General features: G+C 66.0%; 15 protein-coding genes and 1 pseudogene. 7 read left to right on the top strand and 9 right to left on the bottom strand.

Annotated features, from left to right (window positions below):
- Nucleotides 1-11 precede the first annotated feature (11 nt).
- Nucleotides 12-1,412, top strand: coding sequence for a sensor histidine kinase (locus tag BLV94_RS26805; protein WP_072943728.1), 1,401 nt, complete (start codon nt 12-14; stop codon nt 1,410-1,412).
- Here BLV94_RS26805 and BLV94_RS26800 read toward each other — a convergent pair.
- Nucleotides 1,369-2,070, bottom strand: a complete 702-nt coding sequence (locus BLV94_RS26800; protein WP_072943726.1) for a response regulator transcription factor — start codon at nt 2,068-2,070, stop codon at nt 1,369-1,371. The genes BLV94_RS26805 and BLV94_RS26800 overlap by 44 nt on opposite strands.
- A gap of 729 nt (nt 2,071-2,799) precedes the next feature.
- On the opposite strand from BLV94_RS26800, the gene BLV94_RS26795 reads away from it, so the two are divergent.
- Nucleotides 2,800-3,501, top strand: a complete 702-nt coding sequence (locus BLV94_RS26795; RefSeq protein ID WP_072943725.1) for an MspA family porin — start codon at nt 2,800-2,802, stop codon at nt 3,499-3,501.
- Nucleotides 3,502-3,591: 90 nt separating this feature from the next.
- Here the strand turns inward: BLV94_RS26795 and BLV94_RS26790 are convergent, their stop codons facing one another.
- The 4 genes from BLV94_RS26790 to BLV94_RS26775 all read right to left on the bottom strand — a co-directional run bounded on the left by BLV94_RS26790 (nt 3,592) and on the right by BLV94_RS26775 (nt 5,898).
- Nucleotides 3,592-4,341 (bottom strand): rhomboid-like protein, encoded by a 750-nt coding sequence (locus tag BLV94_RS26790; RefSeq protein ID WP_244163667.1) that lies wholly within the window; start codon nt 4,339-4,341, stop codon nt 3,592-3,594.
- Between the two features lie 14 nt (nt 4,342-4,355).
- Complete coding sequence (locus BLV94_RS26785) at nt 4,356-4,844, bottom strand: sigma factor-like helix-turn-helix DNA-binding protein (RefSeq protein WP_072943723.1); 489 nt, start codon at nt 4,842-4,844, stop codon at nt 4,356-4,358.
- 38 nt (nt 4,845-4,882) lie between these two features.
- Nucleotides 4,883-5,191, bottom strand: a complete 309-nt coding sequence (locus BLV94_RS26780) for a hypothetical protein (RefSeq protein ID WP_143169020.1) — start codon at nt 5,189-5,191, stop codon at nt 4,883-4,885.
- Nucleotides 5,192-5,373: 182 nt separating this feature from the next.
- Nucleotides 5,374-5,898 carry a PRC-barrel domain-containing protein gene (locus BLV94_RS26775; RefSeq protein ID WP_072943719.1) on the bottom strand — a complete coding sequence of 175 codons (525 nt, stop codon included), beginning with the start codon at nt 5,896-5,898 and terminating at the stop codon, nt 5,374-5,376.
- Nucleotides 5,899-6,205: 307 nt separating this feature from the next.
- On the opposite strand from BLV94_RS26775, the gene BLV94_RS26770 reads away from it, so the two are divergent.
- The 3 genes from BLV94_RS26770 (at nt 6,206) to BLV94_RS26760 (ending at nt 10,528) form a co-directional block, all read left to right on the top strand.
- On the top strand, nt 6,206-6,499 hold the full coding sequence (locus BLV94_RS26770; RefSeq protein ID WP_072943717.1) for a hypothetical protein: 294 nt from the start codon (nt 6,206-6,208) through the stop codon (nt 6,497-6,499).
- 102 nt (nt 6,500-6,601) lie between these two features.
- Complete coding sequence (locus BLV94_RS26765) at nt 6,602-8,083, top strand: DUF1254 domain-containing protein (protein ID WP_072943716.1); 1,482 nt, start codon at nt 6,602-6,604, stop codon at nt 8,081-8,083.
- Nucleotides 8,084-8,173: 90 nt separating this feature from the next.
- The gene (locus BLV94_RS26760) at nt 8,174-10,528 is read left to right on the top strand and encodes an arylsulfatase (RefSeq protein ID WP_072943714.1); all 2,355 of its coding nucleotides are present in this window, start codon (nt 8,174-8,176) and stop codon (nt 10,526-10,528) included.
- Between the two features lie 15 nt (nt 10,529-10,543).
- Here BLV94_RS26760 and adhP read toward each other — a convergent pair whose 3' ends face one another.
- Together adhP and BLV94_RS26750 are read right to left on the bottom strand one after the other, a co-directional pair.
- On the bottom strand, nt 10,544-11,569 hold the full coding sequence (adhP, locus tag BLV94_RS26755) for an alcohol dehydrogenase AdhP (RefSeq protein WP_174705514.1): 1,026 nt from the start codon (nt 11,567-11,569) through the stop codon (nt 10,544-10,546).
- A 103-nt stretch (nt 11,570-11,672) separates the two neighbouring features.
- On the bottom strand, nt 11,673-12,203 hold the full coding sequence (locus tag BLV94_RS26750; RefSeq protein ID WP_072943712.1) for a DUF1269 domain-containing protein: 531 nt from the start codon (nt 12,201-12,203) through the stop codon (nt 11,673-11,675).
- Between the two features lie 241 nt (nt 12,204-12,444).
- Here BLV94_RS26750 and BLV94_RS26745 point away from each other — a divergent pair, with 241 nt between their 5' ends.
- Nucleotides 12,445-15,708 (top strand): protein kinase domain-containing protein, encoded by a 3,264-nt coding sequence (locus BLV94_RS26745; RefSeq protein ID WP_072943710.1) that lies wholly within the window; start codon nt 12,445-12,447, stop codon nt 15,706-15,708.
- Between the two features lie 192 nt (nt 15,709-15,900).
- Nucleotides 15,901-16,083: pseudogene (locus tag BLV94_RS26740) on the top strand (FAD-dependent oxidoreductase); the annotation flags it as partial.
- Between the two features lie 19 nt (nt 16,084-16,102).
- On the opposite strand, the gene BLV94_RS26735 reads toward BLV94_RS26740, so the two are convergent.
- Both BLV94_RS26735 and BLV94_RS26730 read right to left on the bottom strand, forming a co-directional pair.
- A complete protein-coding gene (locus BLV94_RS26735) occupies nt 16,103-17,248 on the bottom strand; it encodes a serine hydrolase domain-containing protein (protein WP_072943709.1) in 1,146 nt (381 codons plus the stop codon).
- Complete coding sequence (locus BLV94_RS26730; RefSeq protein WP_072943707.1) at nt 17,248-18,636, bottom strand: APC family permease; 1,389 nt, start codon at nt 18,634-18,636, stop codon at nt 17,248-17,250. Before BLV94_RS26730 ends, BLV94_RS26735 begins: the two co-directional genes overlap by 1 nt.
- Nucleotides 18,637-18,651 lie beyond the last annotated feature (15 nt).

The following is an 18,651-nucleotide window of genomic DNA, read 5'->3' as shown; positions in this document are numbered from 1 at the left end:
AGGATGGCCCCATGAACAGCGCACCTGTGTGGCTCATTCCGTCGCGGTGGGGGCTTGCCCTGCGTTCGGCCCTGAGCGCCGGAGCGGTGGTGGCGGTCGCATTGGTGCTCGGCGCCGCAGCCCTGTTGTTCGTGCTGGACCGGACCCTGTTGTCGGCCCTGGACGACGCCGCGACCGGCCGCGCCGCCGACCTCACCGTTGGATTGCGCACCGATTCGCCCGCTGATCTCGACAGCCAGCTCTTCGACACCGACCAACGCATCGCTCTGGTGCAGGTCGTCGACAACGCCGGCGCGGTGGTGCGCTCCTCACAGGATGATCTCGGGCTCCCGGTCACCGTGGTGCGGCCACCGGTAGGCGGTGCACCGGTCCGCAGTCTGGTCTCTCACGAAACAGGCGGCGCAGATCTGCGGACCACCGTGCAAGGGGCGAACGGGGTCGGCGGCGACTACACCGTGATCGTGGCCGCGAGCGAGGAGTCGGTGGAAGCAACCCTGGCCACGGTCGGCGGGCTCGTCGCCGCCGGAGCACCGGTCATCGCCCTCGTCGCGGCGGGAGTGACCTACAAACTGGTGCGCCGATCGCTGGGCTCGGTCGAGCGCATCCGCACCCAGGTCGCCGCGATCTCGACCACCGACCTCGGTGAACGGGTCCCGGTGCCGCGTCCACGCGACGAGATCGCCGCGCTCGCCCGCACGATGAACGACATGCTTGCCCGCATCCAGGCTGGGCACGCGGCCCAGCGGCGGTTCATCGCCGACGCCTCCCACGAGCTGCGCAGCCCGCTGGCCACGCTGACCACCGCCCTCGACGTAGCCGATGCGCGGCCCGAAGTCCTGAACCGCGACCTGGTCCGCGGGACCCTGCGTCCCGAGACCACCCGCATGCAGCTTCTCGTCGACGACCTGGTGCTGCTCGCACGGGCCGACGAGCACGGATTGCCGCTGCGGGTCGCCGACGTCGATCTCGACGACATCGTCGACACCGAAGTCCGCCGCTCCCGCGCCGACACCACCGTCACGGTGACCGCAACGCTCACCCCGGTCCGCATCCGCGGTGACGCCGCCCAGCTGTCCCGGGCGGTGCGCAACCTCGTCGACAACGCCGTCCGATTCGCCGCCACCACCGTGTCCATCGGGGTGTCCCGATCCGGCCGCCAGGCGTGCGTCACCATCGACGACGACGGACCCGGCATTCCCGAGTCCGATCGTGCGCGTGTGTTCGAGCGTTTCGTGCGACTCGACAGCGCCCGCTCCCGCGCTCACGGGGGTTCCGGACTCGGACTGGCGATCGTCGCAGAAATCGTGTCGGCGCATCGGGGTTCGGTGCGCATCGACGCGGCCGAGCACGGCGGGACACGAGTGGTGGTCACGCTTCCGGTGCAGGAGGTGCGTCCGGACAGCCGGTCGTGAGTCGATAACCGACCCCGCGCACCGTGTCGATCGTGCGGGTACCGAACGGGGTGTCGATCTTGCGACGGAGATACCCCACATACACCTCGACGACGTTTTCGTCCCCCGCGTAATTCGCGTCCCACACGTTCCGCAGAATCTCGTTCTTGGTGAGCGCGGTGTCCGGGTTCCGCATCAGGTACTCGAGCAGTCCGAACTCGCGGCGGGTCAACTGCAACTCCTCGGTCCCGCGGGTGACCCGGCGGCGGCCGGGATCGAGGCTCAGGTCCCCGGCGGTGAGTACTACCGGCCGCATGGGTGCGCCGCGCCGGACCAGCGCCCGCAGCCGCGCGACCAGCACGACGTAGGAGAATGGCTTCGTGAGATAGTCGTCGGCGCCGAGGTCGAAGGCGTCGGCCTCGTCGTACTCGCCGTCCTTGGCGGTCAGCATCAGGATCGGCGTCCAGTTCTGCCTGGCCCGGATTTCGCGGACGACCTGATACCCGCTGATCCCCGGCAGCATGATGTCGAGCACGATCACATCGAACGATTCCTCGGTGGCGCGCCAGAGCCCGTCGGGTCCGGTGGCGGCGGTGACGACCACGAATCCTTCCAGCTCGAGGCCGCGACGGACCATCTGGGCCAGCCTGGGTTCATCCTCGACGACCAGCACCCTCATTGCACAGACCTGTGATCGAACACGTGACCACCGTATCCCGGCCAGGCCCCGAGATGTCCGAGAGGCCTGATGCCGGAGAAATTCCGGACGCCGAGCCGTTCGTCGAGGTGGCTTCGTGTGCCGCGTTCACGTGACCGTCCTGTTTCTCAACTCCGTTGCCGCGAAGCAGAATTCGGGTGAGTGAGTCCCGTGGGGAGGCAGCGCTGTACCGCGAGCGGTGTGTGCCGAAACTGTGTGGAGAGAAGGCATTTACTGCTCGCGGTGGTGGTGGGACGGTTCCGATATGCGTCTGTTGTATCCCCTCTGTCGGTTGGGTCCTTCTGTCAACTGGCGAGTATGCACCCGGCATCCTGTGGGAACGCTGAGAGGCGCCGGGCTCGCCCGTCGGAGTCCGGGCGTGTCTGAGACCCCGCTGAGAATCGGCGCTCAGTACTTTCCGGACAACGTTGCGGTGGAATAGCATTCGGATGCTGATGATGATCGATGCAACCGATACGTCAGTGCACCGGGCCCTCATTCCCAGGCGAGAGATGAGCTCCGGTTCGTCGGCTCCCGCCGGCCGCGACCCCAGAGGCCGGCGGGAGCCGTCGGTGTGCGCGCAGGCGGGGTGATCCCTGCCGTTGTGGCCAGGATTTGCGGTTTTCCTCGTATCCCGAGCAGCAGGCCAAATCGCCGGTTACCCTCAGCTCCTACGCATTTCGTAGAAAATTCCGAACGAATGGGGTCGGTATGACGAACATCAGCAAATCTCGCTCGAAGTACACCGGTCTTACCCGCGCCCTCGCGGTCGCAGGTGTTGCGGCGCTTGCGATGGTGCTGGGCAATGGGACCGCGTCTGCGGGCGTGGACAATTCGAGTTCCGTCGTCGATGCGAGGGGCAATCGCGTCGAGGTCCTGCAGGGCGACACTCAGTTTCAGGTCGTTCCGCCGTTGGACGGTGTGCCCACGTCGGTCGAGTTCTTTCACAACGGCTACGCCGGGGTGAATATCACCGGGCCGAATGCCGCGGAGTTCAAGGGCACCACACTCACCATCGGTTACCAGATCGGCTATCCGATCGCTCTGTCCGGCGCCACTGTGGTGCTCAACTCGCCGGGTCTCGGCTTCGTGATCGGCGCAAGTAACGGAATCGACCTCGGCCTCGTCCCGACACCCTCGCTGAGCCTGAATGCGTCGAACCACGCTGACCTCGCCGGCGACATCATTCCGTCCCAGGAACTGGACATCGATCTGGCGCCGGGTGGCATTACCACAGTTCCGCTCCTGGAGAACCAGTCGTTCGACGGTCCGGCGGCATCGGTGCGATTGCAGGGCATACACGGTTCCATCTCGGGCGCGCTCGGGGCAGTCACCATCCGGCCGTACGCGACAGCTGTGACGGCCCGGGGCGATACCGTCACGACCTACGGGGTGCCGCAGAAGCTCAACTAGCAGTTCACGCTTCGTGGCAGACGTTTCGGCCCGCTGCCCGACACCGATCCGCGATCGGTGCCGGGCAGCGGTGTCTGTGGTGACGCCTGCCTACGCGTCGCCCTGCTCTCGGCGAAATCGTCGGGCCGTGTCGGCGGGCGACCAGGTGCCGGTGCGGGCACGGGTCAGCGGGTAGCAGCACAGGCCGATGAGAACGGCGGCGAAGTGGCCGATCGCGGTGAAGGTCAGATGCACGAAGAGGGGTACCGCGAAGAAGGCGAGCACGCCGGCGAGGTAGAGATAGCGCCAGGGCGCCGCGATTCGGTAGGTGAGGATCGCGACCACCCCGGCCAGTCCGTAGCTGACGCCGACGTCGAGGGTGTCGACCGCCGAGGCAGGGACGCGGCCATGACGGATCGCGGCATACAGTGCACCTTCGCTGATGTAGGTGGCACCGATGTGCGCGATCGCCACCACGCACAACCATCGAAGTGTTCCCAGCCACCGCTCCGCCGGCACGTGGAAGATGTTGTAGACGATGAAGTACGTGATCCATCCGCCGCCGGCGAGCCAGAAGGCGCTCGCGATCAGGACTCGAACGGGGTCCTCGGCGAGGTGGTGCAGGTTGGTCGAGCGGTTACCCAATACGTCGTGGAGCACATCCGGCGACAGGTGCCTCGCCACCACAGTCGTGACCAGCAGTATCGCCAGCCAGACGTAGGTGCCGGGTGCCCGCCGGATGTACGTCCAGGCTGCCCGCGGAAACGATCGAAGGTGCGACGAGATGGCGGCGTCCACCGGGGTAAGTATGCGCCGGGTGGTGGTATCGGCGCAGGCACGCCGCTCGACCTCGTTCCGCATCGCGACCCTCCTCATCATCGTCGCGATGGTGGCAGTCGTTCGCGGGGGATGCCGATCTCGCGCAATTTCTGCAGGGCCCGATGCTGGTCGAGCAGCACCTCGGCGGATGTGCGCCCGAGGGAGGTCGCGGTGTCGTCGACGCTCAGTCCCACCACGAGTCGCAGGATCAGGACCTCTCGTTGGGTGCCCGGTAAGGCCGCGAGCGGTCCGGGTTTCCGGGAGGTCGGGTCGGCCGCGCCGGTGCGGTCGATCATCGAGTTCGTGGTCGCCTCGAGGACGCGCAGCAACGGCTGCTGGGGTGGCCTGCGGTGCGGAAATGCGCGCAGCGCCGTCGATGACACCGCTGTCGCGACGGAATCAGCTGTTGTGCTGTCGAGTTCGGCCCGGCAACGTCGGACCAGGATAGGCCAGACGATGTCGAGCAGGTGCCTGGCGGCGTCCCGATCTCCGGTGGCTGCCGTGTCGGCCAGGGTGTCGAGCGCACCGAACGGTGATGATCTCATCGGACCTCAGCTCACTTTCGTGTTCCACTTACCCGGTGTCAGCTGGACCCGAACAACCCGGCGAAGGGGTTGGTCGCGAGCAGCCCGGCGAAGGGGTTGGTGGTCGGAGCGGGGGTCTGATTGTCGGTCTGCGGGGGCCAGGGGTCGGTGTCCTGCCAGTTCTCGTGCTGTTTGTCGTGGTGGTTCCCGTCGTGCCAGCCTCGGTCCACCTGAACTTGCGCTGGTGTGGTGGTGGCAGCGAATGCCGGCGCGGTGACCGCGGCCAGCGGAATGGCCGTGAGTGCCGCTGTGACGGCGATTCTCGACAGACGTCGCCGTGTTCCCGTCGTCGTGGAGTGTGTGATCATCATCGATCCTTTCACTGGCAAACCCACCGGGGAGGTGGGTTGGTGCACCCCTGGTCGAGGAGTGCACAATCCCAGTGCAGGCCCGCATCCTGGCGGTCGGCTGGCATGAACCTGTGAATCTCCTGGCAGCATTTAGGGCGTGCGAAAAATATAGTGGCACAACGTATATCCGCTGACGTCAATTAGGCGGAGGGTTCGACTCGGGTCCAGTCGCGAGTGATTCGTCCCCGGTCGTGGACTCTCCAGTGCGTGCCGATCCGGCGGCGGGGGCAGGTGACGACTCGACTGAGCATCCACTCGCCACCGGTGTTGTCGAGTTCCGCGTCGACGGCGAGGACGAGTTCAGCGGTGCACCGGTCGACGAACCGATGGCCCAGAATGCCGGCGCGTACGAGGATCTCCCCGCTGCGGAGTGCGAACCCACGCGAGCTGATCGCATTGGTCGACAAGGACACCCGGCCGCCTTCGAGGCTGCGGATCCGCCAGGTCGGCACGTACACCCGGCGCCCGCCGACCGCGGCCACGATTCCGGTTACCGGTGGGGACTCGGTGCCGCCGTCGACTCGGACGACGATGTCGTCGACGCGACCGACAGACCGGCCGGTACGGGCGATGATCGATTTACCGAGCAACCGCGCCACAGTCACGACCGTCCGCGCCGACCCCGTGGTGGGCGCCGCCGAGGAACTGCGCCGATGGGCATTCATTGCGGTCTACTTCTGTTTCATGCCTTGCTGTTTCGTCAATTCATTCTGCGAAATACTGCCGGGGTGATGCGACCCCATGTGACCAGGCTACGCACGGTCGCCGGTCGATGATCCTGCCCTTCCTGAGTATTCGCTGAGGATCTGAAATGAATGGTCTTGCGTCGGAGTATGTTCGATATGTGCCCCGCTTCGCCCAGTGCTGGGAGCACCCCTCGGTCACGCCTTGCGGCAGGCGGAAGTCCCACATGTGGTTGGCGCGCCACGCCGAGGTGGTGTGGGACAGCGGCAGCAACCTCGAAAGGTCGTCATGAATATCGTCAAGAATGTCATCGTGGTCGGATCCGTCGCGGCGGGCTTCGCCCTGGCTGGCCCGGGAATGTCTCTCGCGTCGGCGGCGACGCCCGCGCAGACGGTCGTCAATCAGCCGTCGGCGCCGTCCTCCACGCCGCCCAAGGAACCGACCTGTGGTCCGTTCCAGGACGCCCCGCACTGGGATTTCGACGCGCCGAGCAATCCCCTCGGTGACTGGTGCACGCAGTGGCAAGGGCAGCCGCGGGACACCACCAAGGACGGTGGCGGGGGCACCGTCTTCATGAAATGACGCCGAACCCGCCCCCGGTGTGAATCCTGTTGTGAGGCATGCCGGCGTTTTCACCCGGCACGGGTGATGGCCGGGTGGGCGCCGCGGGGGCACCGTGTTCGGATGGGTACTTCGTTCGACGACGTCGCCAGAGGGTTCACGCCCGCACACGCCGGGCTGGCCCGGTCTGCGGGGGTTCCTGCCGCACTGGCGGGTGAAAGCTATGTGGAGGCCCTCGCCCGCGTCGTCTACTACTGGGGATACCCGGCGGTGGACACGTTCGGCCGCACGTCCATGTGGGACCTCATGGAGGGCAGGGCCGGACTGCAACTCGGCATCCTGCCCGGCGCACCGAAGAACCGCACCGGTGCGCTGGCCGACTACATGAGTCCGGCGCAGCGGTGGGTGGTCTCGCCGAACAACGACACGATCTACGGTGTCGGGTTCGCCGATCTGACCCGGGACGCCGTAGTCGTCCAGACGCCGACCGACGTTCCCGCCGGACACTACTGGACCGTCCAGATCGTCGACGTACTCACCAACGTCATCCACCAACTGGGCTCGGCCGCAGGCACACCCGGCGGTAAGTTCCTGCTCGTCGGACCCGCCTGGGAGGGGCACGAGGCCGCGGAATTCGTGAGCGTCCTGCGGATGCCTACCAACGTGGCCGCGGTGATTCCGCGCAGCTTCGCCGCGCACTCGGAGGAATCCAAGCAGCAGGCCCGCGTCGTCCTCGACCAGATCGGGATGTATCCCCTCGACGAGGATCAGCCCGGGCAACGATCGTTCGGATACGAGGCCGACGCCGCCACTGCCATCTTTCCCCCGGGCCTCACCGCCGAGATGCTCGCGGCGAATCCGGACGCCAGCAGGCCGCAATGGGTCAAGCCGGAATCGTTCTGGGCCGATCTCGGCGCGATGCTCGACTTCAATCCCCGGATGAGTGACTCCGACACCCCGATGGCCGATCAAGCGCGCACACTCGTCGCGTTGCACCGATCCGACGAGTCGTACCGCGCGCTCCTCGACCGTGCCGCGCTCAGCGCCGACGTCGCCCTCCATGCGTCTGCGACCTACGTCCAGGTCGGCGTGGACGTCGGCAACGGGTGGCAGCGCCAACGCAACGGCGGTGTGTGGGGTACCGACTGGTTCGGCCGGGCCCTCGCCTCGGTGATCTACATCTACGTCAACGACTTCCACGAGGCGGTCTACCTGATCCGGGGCACCGACAGCGCCGGTGGTCTCCTCCACGGCCGCGAGCAGTACACGATGACGTTCGCCGAGAACGCCCTGCCACCGGTCGACCGAAGCCGTGGCGGGTTCTGGTCGTTGACCATGTACGACAAGGACGCTTTCATGCTCGCCGGTGCCCCCGGTGGGCGTGTCAATCTCGGCACCGTCGACCTCGACGCCGGCGACCTCGTGTTCCGCGACGGGACACTCACTGTGCACCTGTCGCACGAGGAGCCCAGTGACCCTGCTGCACGGGCGAATTGGCTCCCCGCGCCCGACGGTGAGTTCTGTCTGATCATCCGTGCGTACGTCCCCGACCGGACCATCCTCGACGACTCCTACCAGTTCCCGGACGTCATCCGAAAACAGTAGGCGGGTTCGGGTTCACCCGTGTCGGGTGAGGTGTGTGAGCGCACGAGTGTCGAGGCTGTCAGCAGGAGTGTAGGCGAGGAGAGGCGCATCATGGTCAAGCCATTTCGCGGTGTTGTCAACGTCGATATCCGGGATTCGGTCCCGGATTGGACGCCGTTCGAGCCCCCTCGGGCCCCTGACGGAGCGCCGAACGTGCTCTACATCGTGCTCGACGACGTCGGATTTTCGGCAATGGGATGTTACGGCGGGCCGATCGAGACGCCGAACATCGATCGGATCGCTGCGAAGGGGGTTCGGTACACGCAGTGGCACACCACGGCGCTGTGCTCGCCCACGCGGTCCTGTTTGCTGACCGGGCGAAACCACACGCGTAACAGCATGGCCTGCATCACGGAGGCGTCGATCGGATTCCCCAATGCGAGTGGCACGATCCCGCCGGAGAACGGCATGCTCTCGGAGATCCTCGGCGAGCGGGGTTGGAACACATACATGGTGGGCAAATGGCACCTGTGCCCGACGGACGAGATGAACCTGGCGGCGACCCGCCGAAACTGGCCGAGCGGGCGTGGTTTCGAGCGCTGGTACGGGTTCCTCGGTGCGGAGACCAACCAGTGGTATCCGGATCTGGTCTACGACAACCACCCGGTCGACCAGCCCAGTTCGCCGGAGGACGGTTACCACCTCACCGACGACATCACCGACAAGGCCCTCGAGTTCATCAAGGACGCCAAGGTGATCGCGCCGGAGAAGCCGTTCTTCCTCTACTACGCGCCCGGTGCGTGTCACGCTCCGCATCACGCCCCGGAGGAGTGGATCGCGAAGTTCGAGGGCAAGTTCGACATGGGTTACGACGCGGTCCGTGAGCAGACCCTTGCCCGGCAGAAGGAGATGGGCATCGTCGCGGCGGACACCGAGCTGCCGCCGATCAATCCGATCGGCACCCCCGACACCCGGTCGGGACCCGAGGGGCAGCCGTTCCCGGAACTCGACTACACCCGCCCGTGGGACACGCTCAACGACGACGAGAAGCGGCTGTTCGCGCGGATGGCCGAGGTCTACGCGGGTTTCCTGGCCCACACCGATCATCACATCGGGCGGGTGCTCGACTATCTCGAGCAGAACGACGAGTTGGAGAACACCGTGATCGTGGTCGTCTCCGACAACGGCGCGAGTGGTGAGGGCGGCCCGAACGGCTCCGTCAACGAGATGAAGTTCGCCAACGGCATCCCGGACGACCTCGCGGAGAACCTCTCGAAACTCGACGATCTCGGCGGACCCAAGACGTACAACCACTACCCGAACGGTTGGGCGATGGCGTTCAACACCCCGTTCAAGATGTGGAAGCGCTACGAGTTCAACGGCGGCACCGCGGACCCGTGCATCATCTCGTGGCCGGCCGGAACGAAGGCGCGGGACGAGATCCGTGACCAGTACCATCACGCGATCGACATCGTGCCGACGCTCCTGGACCTGATCGGCGTCGAACCACCCGAGACCATCAAGGGCCATACCCAGGCCCAGTTCGACGGCGTCAGCATGCGGGGCACGTTCGAGGACAAGTCCGCGCCCTCGGCGCGCCGGACCCAGTTCTACTCGATGCTCGGCTCGCGATCGATCTGGCACGAGGGTTGGAAGGCCGTCACGACGCACCCGACCATCGCCGGGTGGGGCCACTTCAACGAAGACGAGTGGGAGCTCTACCACACCGATGTCGACCGGGCAGAGGTGAACAACCTGGCGTCGGAGCACCCGGACAAGCTGCGGGAATTGGTGAACATCTGGTTCGCCGAGGCAGGCGCGAACCTGGCGTTTCCACTCGACGATCGATCGGGTGTCGAAATCATGGGCACGCCCCGCCCCCAACTGGCCGCTGCCCGCGACCGGTACGTGTACTACCCGGACGTGGCCGCGGTGTCCGAATGGCAAGCGGTCAACACCCGCGGGCGGTCCTTCGTGATCGGGGCGCTCGTCGACATCCCCGAGCCGGGCGCCGAGGGCGTGCTCTTCGCGATCGGATCCCGCTTCGGCGGGCACGCACTGTACGTGAAGGACAACCGACTGCACTACGTCAACAACTTCGTGGGCAGCGACGAACAGATGATCGTCGGCTCCGAGGACGTCCCCACCGGCACCGACCTGATTCTGTCCGCGTCCTTCGACAAGGACGAGCAGGAACCTGCCGCCACCTTGGGAACACTGTCCCTCTTCCATGGGGATCGGAAGGTCGGCGAGGGCCGGATCAGAACTCAGATGGGGGCGTTCGCGATCGCCGGTGCGGGGCTGTACGTCGGCAGGCACCCGGGCGAGCCGATCACCGACGACTACCCCGGCGAATCACCCCATCGTTTCACCGGCGGCACGATCAACCGGGTCGCGATCGACGTCAGCGGTGAACCGTACCTCGACCTCGAGCGGGAAGCCGCCCTGATGCTGATGCGGGAATAGAGGACTTGACCGCATTCATGCGAATTGCAGCACGATACGGCCGTCGACCGTGCCCTGGCGCAACTCGTCGAAGACGTCGTTGATCTCGTCGAGTCTGCGGGTGTGCACGGTCGGATGAATCTTCCCGCGCGTATAGAAGTCGAGTGCCTCGCGCATGTCCTGCCGAGTGCCGACGATCGACCCCCGAATGGTCAGCCCCTTGAGGACGGTGTCGAAGATCGGAGCGGGAAAATCCCCGGGTGGCAGACCAATGAAAGTGATCGTCCCACCCCGCCGGGCCATTGCGATGGCCTGCCCGAACGCGGCAGGATGCACGGCCGTGACCAGCACGCCGTCGGTTCCGCCGGTCGCCGCTTGAATTCGAGCGGCCGGATCCTCCTTGGTCGCATTCACGAGGACTTCCGCGCCGAGGTTCCGGGCGAGTTCGAGCTTCGAATCCGACACGTCGACGGCGGCCACCCTGAACCCCATCGCCACCGCGTACTGGACCGCGACGTGACCGAGGCCTCCGATTCCCGAGATCGTCACCCACTGACCCGGCTCGAGGTCGGTGACCTTCAGTGCCTTGTACACCGTCACACCGGCGCAGAGTATCGGCGCCACCTCCACCGGGTCGGAACCGTCCGGAATGCGCGCCGCGAAGCGCGAGTCCACCAGCATGTATTCGGCGAAGGATCCGTTGATCGAGTATCCGCCATTGATCTGCTTCTCACACAAGGTTTCCCAACCCGTGCGGCAGTACCGGCAGTCCAGACAGGCCGACCACAGCCAGGCATTCCCGACCCGCTCGCCGATCTCGAGGTCGGCCACACCCTCGCCCAGTTCAACGACCGTCCCATAGCCCTCGTGGCCGGGGACGAACGGTGGGGCGGGCTTGACCGGCCAGTCTCCGTCCGCGGCGTGGAGGTCGGTGTGGCAAACACCGGTCGTCTCGACCTTCACCAGCGCTTGATGGCGGCCCGGCGTCGGAATCGGCACCTCTTCTATGGTCAGCGGCCGTCCGAATTCTTTGACGACCGCGGCCTTCATCGTGCTGGTCATGGGGCCTCCTTGCGTCTGTGGTGCACACTACGAGCGGGGGTGCCACTACGGTGGGTCGGCTGCGCCGGATGCCACGCGGAATACGCGGTTCAGGCGCCGGATCTCAGGATTTGGACGCCTCGTCGATCTCCTTGCCGACCCGCTCCGTGTCCGCCTCGAGCTGCTTCTTTGTCACCTTGGATGCGCGTTCGAGCGCCTTCTCGACCCGCGCCTCGAGGTCCGTCGCCGCAACGACGATCAGTCCGCTGTCCCCGTCGTCGAGTAGCTCACCCACGTCCTTGAGGTCGGAGCGGCTCATCCCGGCGGCGACGTGCCCGCCGAGTGCCCCGAGACCGGCGCCGCCGGCACCGCCCAGCAACAACCCGGCACCGAGCCCGACGGCCGGGAACAGGGCAACCAGTGCACCTCCAACCAGGCCGATGCCGAGCCCACCCCACGCTCCCTGCCGGGTCGGCTGCTCATGTTTCTTGACGATCTTGACCTTGCCAGTTTCGGTCCGGGTGATGACGGCCGCATCGTATGTATCGATCAGGTCCGCCTCGACGTAGAGATCGTGCACGGCGTCGTAGTCGGCGATCGCTGCGTCTTGCGAGTCATAGACCGCCGCGAGCAGGGCGAATGTATCGAGGGCCATGATTTCCTCCGATGGGTTGGTTGACGGTGAACCCGCTTCCAGCCTCGGCACTCGCGGTCCCGCTCGCATCGCCCAAAACGGGTGATCACCAGCGTGTCGTCGCCGCGCAGCGAGCGCTCACGATGTCTCCGGCGCGCAAACGTCACCGCTGTTGCCCGTCGTCGGCGATATCCTGGGGAGGCGTCCTCGAGAGGTAAGTGGTGCTGAACCGGCGACATGGCTCGGATGAATCGACCTAGCAGTGGCCGATGACGATCCGTTCGAGACCCAACGCGATGTGGACCCGACGGCCACCGCGCAGTTGAGTGCGGACGGATTCGACGACGCCCGGGAGATCGGGCGCGGCGGCTTCGGCGTCGTCTACCGGTGCACGCAGGCCACGCTCGACCGGACCGTCGCCGTCAAGGTTCTGACCACGGATCTCGCGAAGGAGAATCGGGAACGATTCTTCCGGGAACAGCGGGCGATGGGTCGTCTGACCGGCCACCCGAACATTGTGACCGTGCTCGAAGTCGGCATCACGGGAAGCGGTGATCCGTTTCTCGTGATGCCCTACCACCCGCAGGGCTCCCTGGACACTCGTATCCGACAGCACGGTCCGCTGTCGGTGGACGAGGTGCTGCACCTCGGGGTCAAGCTCGCTGGTGCACTCGAGACCGCACACCGGCAGGGCATCGTCCACCGTGACGTGAAACCCGCAAACGTCCTCCTCACCGAATACGGCGAGCCGGCTCTCACGGACTTCGGGATCGCCCACATGTCCGGGGGCTTCGAAACCGCGACGGGCATCGTCACGGGTTCGCCCGCGTTCACCGCGCCCGAGGTCCTCGGCGGCGCGTCCGCGAGCCCGGCGTCGGATATCTACGGGCTGGGTGCGACCCTGTTCTGTGCGATCACCGGGCACGCAGCGTTCGAGCGGCGCAGCGGCGAACAGTTGGTGGCCCAGTTCGTCCGCATCACCACCGAACCGACACCGGACCTTCGGGAGCAGGGGATCGCGGACGACGTCACCGCCGTGATCGAGCAGGCAATGGCCCGCCGACCCGAGGACCGGCCACCCTCTGCCGCCGCATTCGGTGAGAAGCTGCGCGACGTCCAGCTTGGCCGTGGTGTGCCCGTCGACGTCATGGCTCTGCACGCATCGCCGACCACCGCCGCCCCGGACCCGGCGGACACTCCACGGCGAACACCGCTCGGTCCCTCCGCTCATCGGACGGGAAATCTCCCGCTGGAATTGACCAGCTTCGTCGGGCGCAGGCACGAACTCACCGAGGCGAAAAATCTACTGGCAGCATCGCGGCTGCTGACGTTGACCGGAATAGGCGGAGTCGGGAAGACCCGTCTGGCGATACGCGTCGCTACGGCAATGCAGCGCGAATTCGCCGACGGGGCATGGCTCGTCGAACTCGGGGAGGTCCGCGACCCGTCTCTGGTGATCGACGTCGTCGCCACCACCCTCGGATTGCGTGACCAGACGGCTCGGTCTCTTCGTGAAGTCCTGCTGGACTTCCTCTCTTCGCGAGAACTTCTGCTGATACTGGACAATTGCGAACAAGTGGTCGATGCCGTGGCGGACCTCGCGACGACACTGTTGCAACAGAGCCCCCGCCTGCGTGTTCTCGCGACCAGCCGGGAACCCCTGACAATCGGCGGTGAAGCGACCTTGCGCGTCCCACCGCTGGCGGTCCCCGACCCGGATCGCGAGCCGTCACTCCAGGGTCTTCCCCGCTACGACGCCGTGTCGCTGTTCACCGAACGCGCCACCGCCGCGGTACCGGCCTTTGCCCTGACCGAGACGAACAAGACCGCGGTGACCCGAATCTGCCGCCGACTGGACGGGTTGCCGCTACCGATCGAACTGGCGGCGGCGCGGTTGCGGGCGATGTCGCCCGAGCAGATCCTGCAACGCCTGAGCGACCGCTATGCGTTGCTGACGCGCGGAAGCCGCGGGGCACCGTCGCGCCAGCAGACGTTGAGGTTGTGCCTCGATTGGAGCTACGAACTCTGCACCGTGCGAGAGCAACGCGCATGGGAACAACTGTCGGTATTCGCGGGTAGCTTCGAACTGGATGCGGCAGAACAGGTATGCGGTGCAGACAGCGACGCAGAGGACCTCCTGGACGCGGTGGCATCGCTCGTCGACAAGTCGATCCTGAACCGGGAGGACCAGGGCGTCACGGTGCGATACCGGCTGCTCGAGACTCTCCGCGACTACGGCCGGGAAAAGGCTCAGCAGACCGGCGACTATTCGGACCTGCGTCGTCGGCACCGGGATTGGTATCGCCAGCTGGCCCGGACCGCTGAAGCCGAGTTCATAGGCCCTCGGCAGATCGAATGGCTCTCCCGGTTCAGTCGCGAGCAGCCGAACTTGCGGGATGCCATGGAATTCTGCCTGACCGAGGGCGACGTCGAGGAAGGTTTGCAGATCGCGACCGCCTCGTCCCTGCTGTGGAGTACGCGCGGTCTGCTCAGCGAGACACGGCGCTGGCTCGACCGATTCCTCTCGTCACCGAATCTGCCGCCGACGATCGTGACGGTCAAAGCGCTCTACGCCAACTGCCTGATGGCCGAACAGCAACGGGACCATCAGCGAGGTGCTGCCCTCGTCGAGCAGGCGCATGCCCTTGCCGACCATGTGCCCGATCCCGTCGCGCGCGCCATCGTCGATCACGCGGACGGCGTCTTCGGGATCTTCAACGGTGATCTCGTGCGCGCGTGTACCGGTTTCGAGCGGGCCCTCACTGTGCTTCGAGAAGCGGAGCGCGAGTTGGTCATACACGTCGAGACGCTCACGTTGCTCGGTCTGACCTACGAGCTGCTCGACGACGATCCTCGCCGGGCGGTCGACTGCTACGAGGAAGCCCTCTCGATCACCGATCGCCACGGCGAATCCGTGTACCGGGCCTACGTCCTGTGGGTCATGGCGGTTGCGCAGTGGCGACAGGGCGAACGGCGTCGTGCAACCGAATTGCTCGCGGAGGGGCTGCGGCTCAGCCGTCTCGTCGACGATCCGGTCAATTGCGCAAACAGTCTCGAAGCTCTCGCGTGGATCGCCGGCGGCAGTGATCCCAAGCGCGCCGGCATTTTGATGGGAGCCGCCGAAGCCATCGGTCACGCAGTGGGAAGCTCCTCGGTTTTCGTCCCCGACCTGCTCGTTCATCACGACGAGTGCGAACGGGTCGTCCGCGGAGCGCTCACAAAGAACGATTACGAGCAGGCGCTGCAACAAGGCCGGAACATGGATCTCGACTCGGCCGTCTCGTACGCACTCGGCGAACGGCTCCAGAAAGATTCCGGACCCTCCGGATCGGTGAAACTGACGAAACGTGAACGACAGGTCGCCGAGCTGATCGCCGAGGGGCTGACCAACAAGGCCATCGCCGCCCGGCTCGTGATCTCACAACGCACCGCGCAGGGACATGTCGAACACATACTCACCAAACTCGGATTCAACTCGCGAGCCCAGGTCGCGGCCTGGGTCGTGGAGGAGCGGCAATCGACCTGACCTCTGCCTCCACCGTGTCGACGACGAATGCGATCACTGCGTTCGGCCCACTGCTGCACGATCGCGTCCGGTGGCCGGTCAGCGGCGGTTCACCAGCCGAATGGGTTACGGTCCGTGCCGGGCATCCACGGTCGAATGGCCACACCGAGCAGAGTGCTCGAGTCCCAGGCCGAGACGGGATCACCAGCTGCTTGCTACGGCGGCCGACTCGGTGCGGGCGTGTGGACGCAGTACGGTGCCGCCCTGTCCGACCCCATCGGGCGTGTGCACCGGGCAGGCGCGGAAACCTGCGACACCTGGAACGGCTACATGGACGGGGCGATTCGGACCGGCTACCGAGCCGCGGCCGAAGTGCTGGCACAACTGAACTCGTGAGGCCGGCCGGGATTGCCGGTCAGGCCAGTGATGCCGCGATCGCCTCGGCGGCCGCGAAGCTTGCGTTGTCGAGTTCGTCGTCCACCGGTGTCGGGCACGACGACAGTTTCACCACCACGACGTCTCGGTCGAGGTCGACGTAGATGGATTGGCCGTAGATCCCCAGGCACAGCAGCACTTGCCGATCGGCGTGCGGTACCCAGAACTGGTTGCGGTACATGCCACCCGGCAGCGGTGTCGCGGTCGGTGACTCGGCATACGCTGCACGAGAATCGGGCGCGCCGCGCAGGGCGTCCTCGATCCAGGACTGCGGCACCACCTGGTCGGTGCCGTTTCGTCCGCCGCAACGGAGCATCTCGCCGAACCTCGCCACGTCGCGGAGTGTCGCGGCGAGCCCGCCGTCCGCGAATACCGCTCCCGCGCGGTCCACTCCGGCATCCATGTCGTCCGAGGCAATTCGGGACCAGATCACACGCGACAGCAGCGACGGCATGCGCTCACCGGCGGCGCGTTCGCAGACCCATCCGAGTACGTCCGTTTCGCAGGATCGGTATTCGAACGGGCCACCGTGTGGGCGAGCCGCTTTCAGCATCGGAAGGAATCCATACATCGACTGCGGGACCCAATCGTCGACGCGCGGAACCCAGCCGACGGCCTGGTCGAGAAGGCGTACCTCGGCGCCGGGTTCGAGGTACTCCTCCGAGAATCGGATACCCGACCGCATGTCGAGAATGTGCCGCACGGTGGCTCCGGCGTAGCCCGAGTCGGCGAATTCCGGAACATACGCGGTGAGTGGGGCGTCGGGATCCAATGTGCCGGTCGCGATCAGGTTCGCGGCCACCGTGCCGACGATCGACTTGCTCACCGAGAACAGCATGTGGGTCCGGTCGGGGTCGAGATCGCCGGGATACAGCTCGGCGAGCGCGGTGCCGCGGTGCAGGACCATGAAGCCGTCGGTGTAGGTGCGCTCGAGGACCGAGCGCACGGTCTCGTTGCCGACGGGAAGATCGAGGTCGAGTGCGCCGTCCTCGGGTAGCCGCAACGGTGCGGGGCCTGCCGCGACTCGTGCCGTCGGCACCATCTGGCGCATTCGGCCGAAGGTGTACCGGTTGTGCGGGGGACTCTGCCAATCCGCGAGTGTGACAAGTGGTTCGGTTCCGATCATCATTTCCGGCCCTCGCTGATCTGTGCGGCGGCCACGACATCCTGCTCGTGGGTGAGGTTCATTTCGGGTGTCGGCCGGCGGAATCCGCGAGTGAGCCATACCAGGTAGACGATTCCGACGGCGAGCCAGGAGATGCCCGAGATCAGTGCGTGCTCGCTGAGCTGGGTGATCATGCCCAGCGTCACGGCTGCGCCGATCGCCGGCATCACGACGAAGCGAATTCTGCTCAGCGGCCGGGTCGAGCGATGGCGGACGTAGTAGGCGATGACGCAGAGGTTGACAGCGGTGAACGCCGAGAATGCGCCGAAGTTGATGAATCCTGTTGCAGTTTCGAGGGGCATGTTCATGCCGACGAAGCACATCGCGCCGGTCACCAGCACGCAGAAGATCGGAGTGCGCGTGCGGGCGTTGAGCTTCCCGAACAGGCGACGCGAGAGCACACCGTCCCGGCCCATGATGTACAGCAGTCGGCTCGAACTGAGCTGGACGGCCAGGCACGACGCGGACCCGGCGACGATGCCCGCGAGGTTCGTCCAATCGGCGTAGAACTGGCCACCGACGTCGACCGACATCGTGTACGCCACCGCCTGCGCGTCCTCGAAGACACCACCGGGGTGGACCAGCTGCATCACGTACGCGACGGTGACGAAGATCAGGCCGCCGATCGCGACGATCCAGATTATGGCTCGCGGGATGTTGCGGGCGGCGTCCTTGGTCTCCTCGGCGAGAGTGGTGACGGCGTCGAACCCGAGGAACGAGTACGCCGCGATGGCCGCTGCGACCGAGATGCCGGACATCATGCTGTTCGAATTCCAGAACGGTTCCGTGTAGGACGCGACGGGGTTGCCCGCGACGAATTTGACGCAGTAGGCGAAGAACAGCAACACGAGGAACACCGACACGGCGAGCAACACCCGGTTGATGCGGTCGGCGAGCGCGATGCCGATCACGTTCACGGCCGTCGTCAGACCCGCGTTGATCAACATCCACACCCAGATCGGGATGGCGGGGAACTGGGCGTTGAGCAGGATCGACTGTGCCAGCCACGCGACCATCGGCAGGAACAGGTAGTCCAGCAGGATGGCCCATCCCACCAGGAATCCGACCGACGACCCCAGGTTGCGGCGCGCGTAGAAGTACGCCGAACCCGACACCGGATAGATCCGGGCGAGGCGGGCGTAGCTCAGTGCGGTGAGCAGCATCGCCACCGTCGCGACGAGGAACGCGGTGGGCGCCGTGCCCGCGCTCGCCACGGCGATGATGCCGAAAATGATCATGACCAGGCTCGGCGCCATATACGACAGGCCGAATGCCACGACGGACGGAAGCGTCAGTCGCGGGGTCAATCGAGGTTCGTCCGTCGCTGTCGCGGCCTGCGAATCCGTCATGTGAATTCCTCCGTG

The organism is Rhodococcus koreensis, from assembly GCF_900105905.1.
In the GTDB taxonomy this organism is placed as follows: domain Bacteria; phylum Actinomycetota; class Actinomycetes; order Mycobacteriales; family Mycobacteriaceae; genus Rhodococcus_F; species Rhodococcus_F koreensis.
This window is presented reverse-complemented; position numbering and strand designations above follow the sequence as displayed.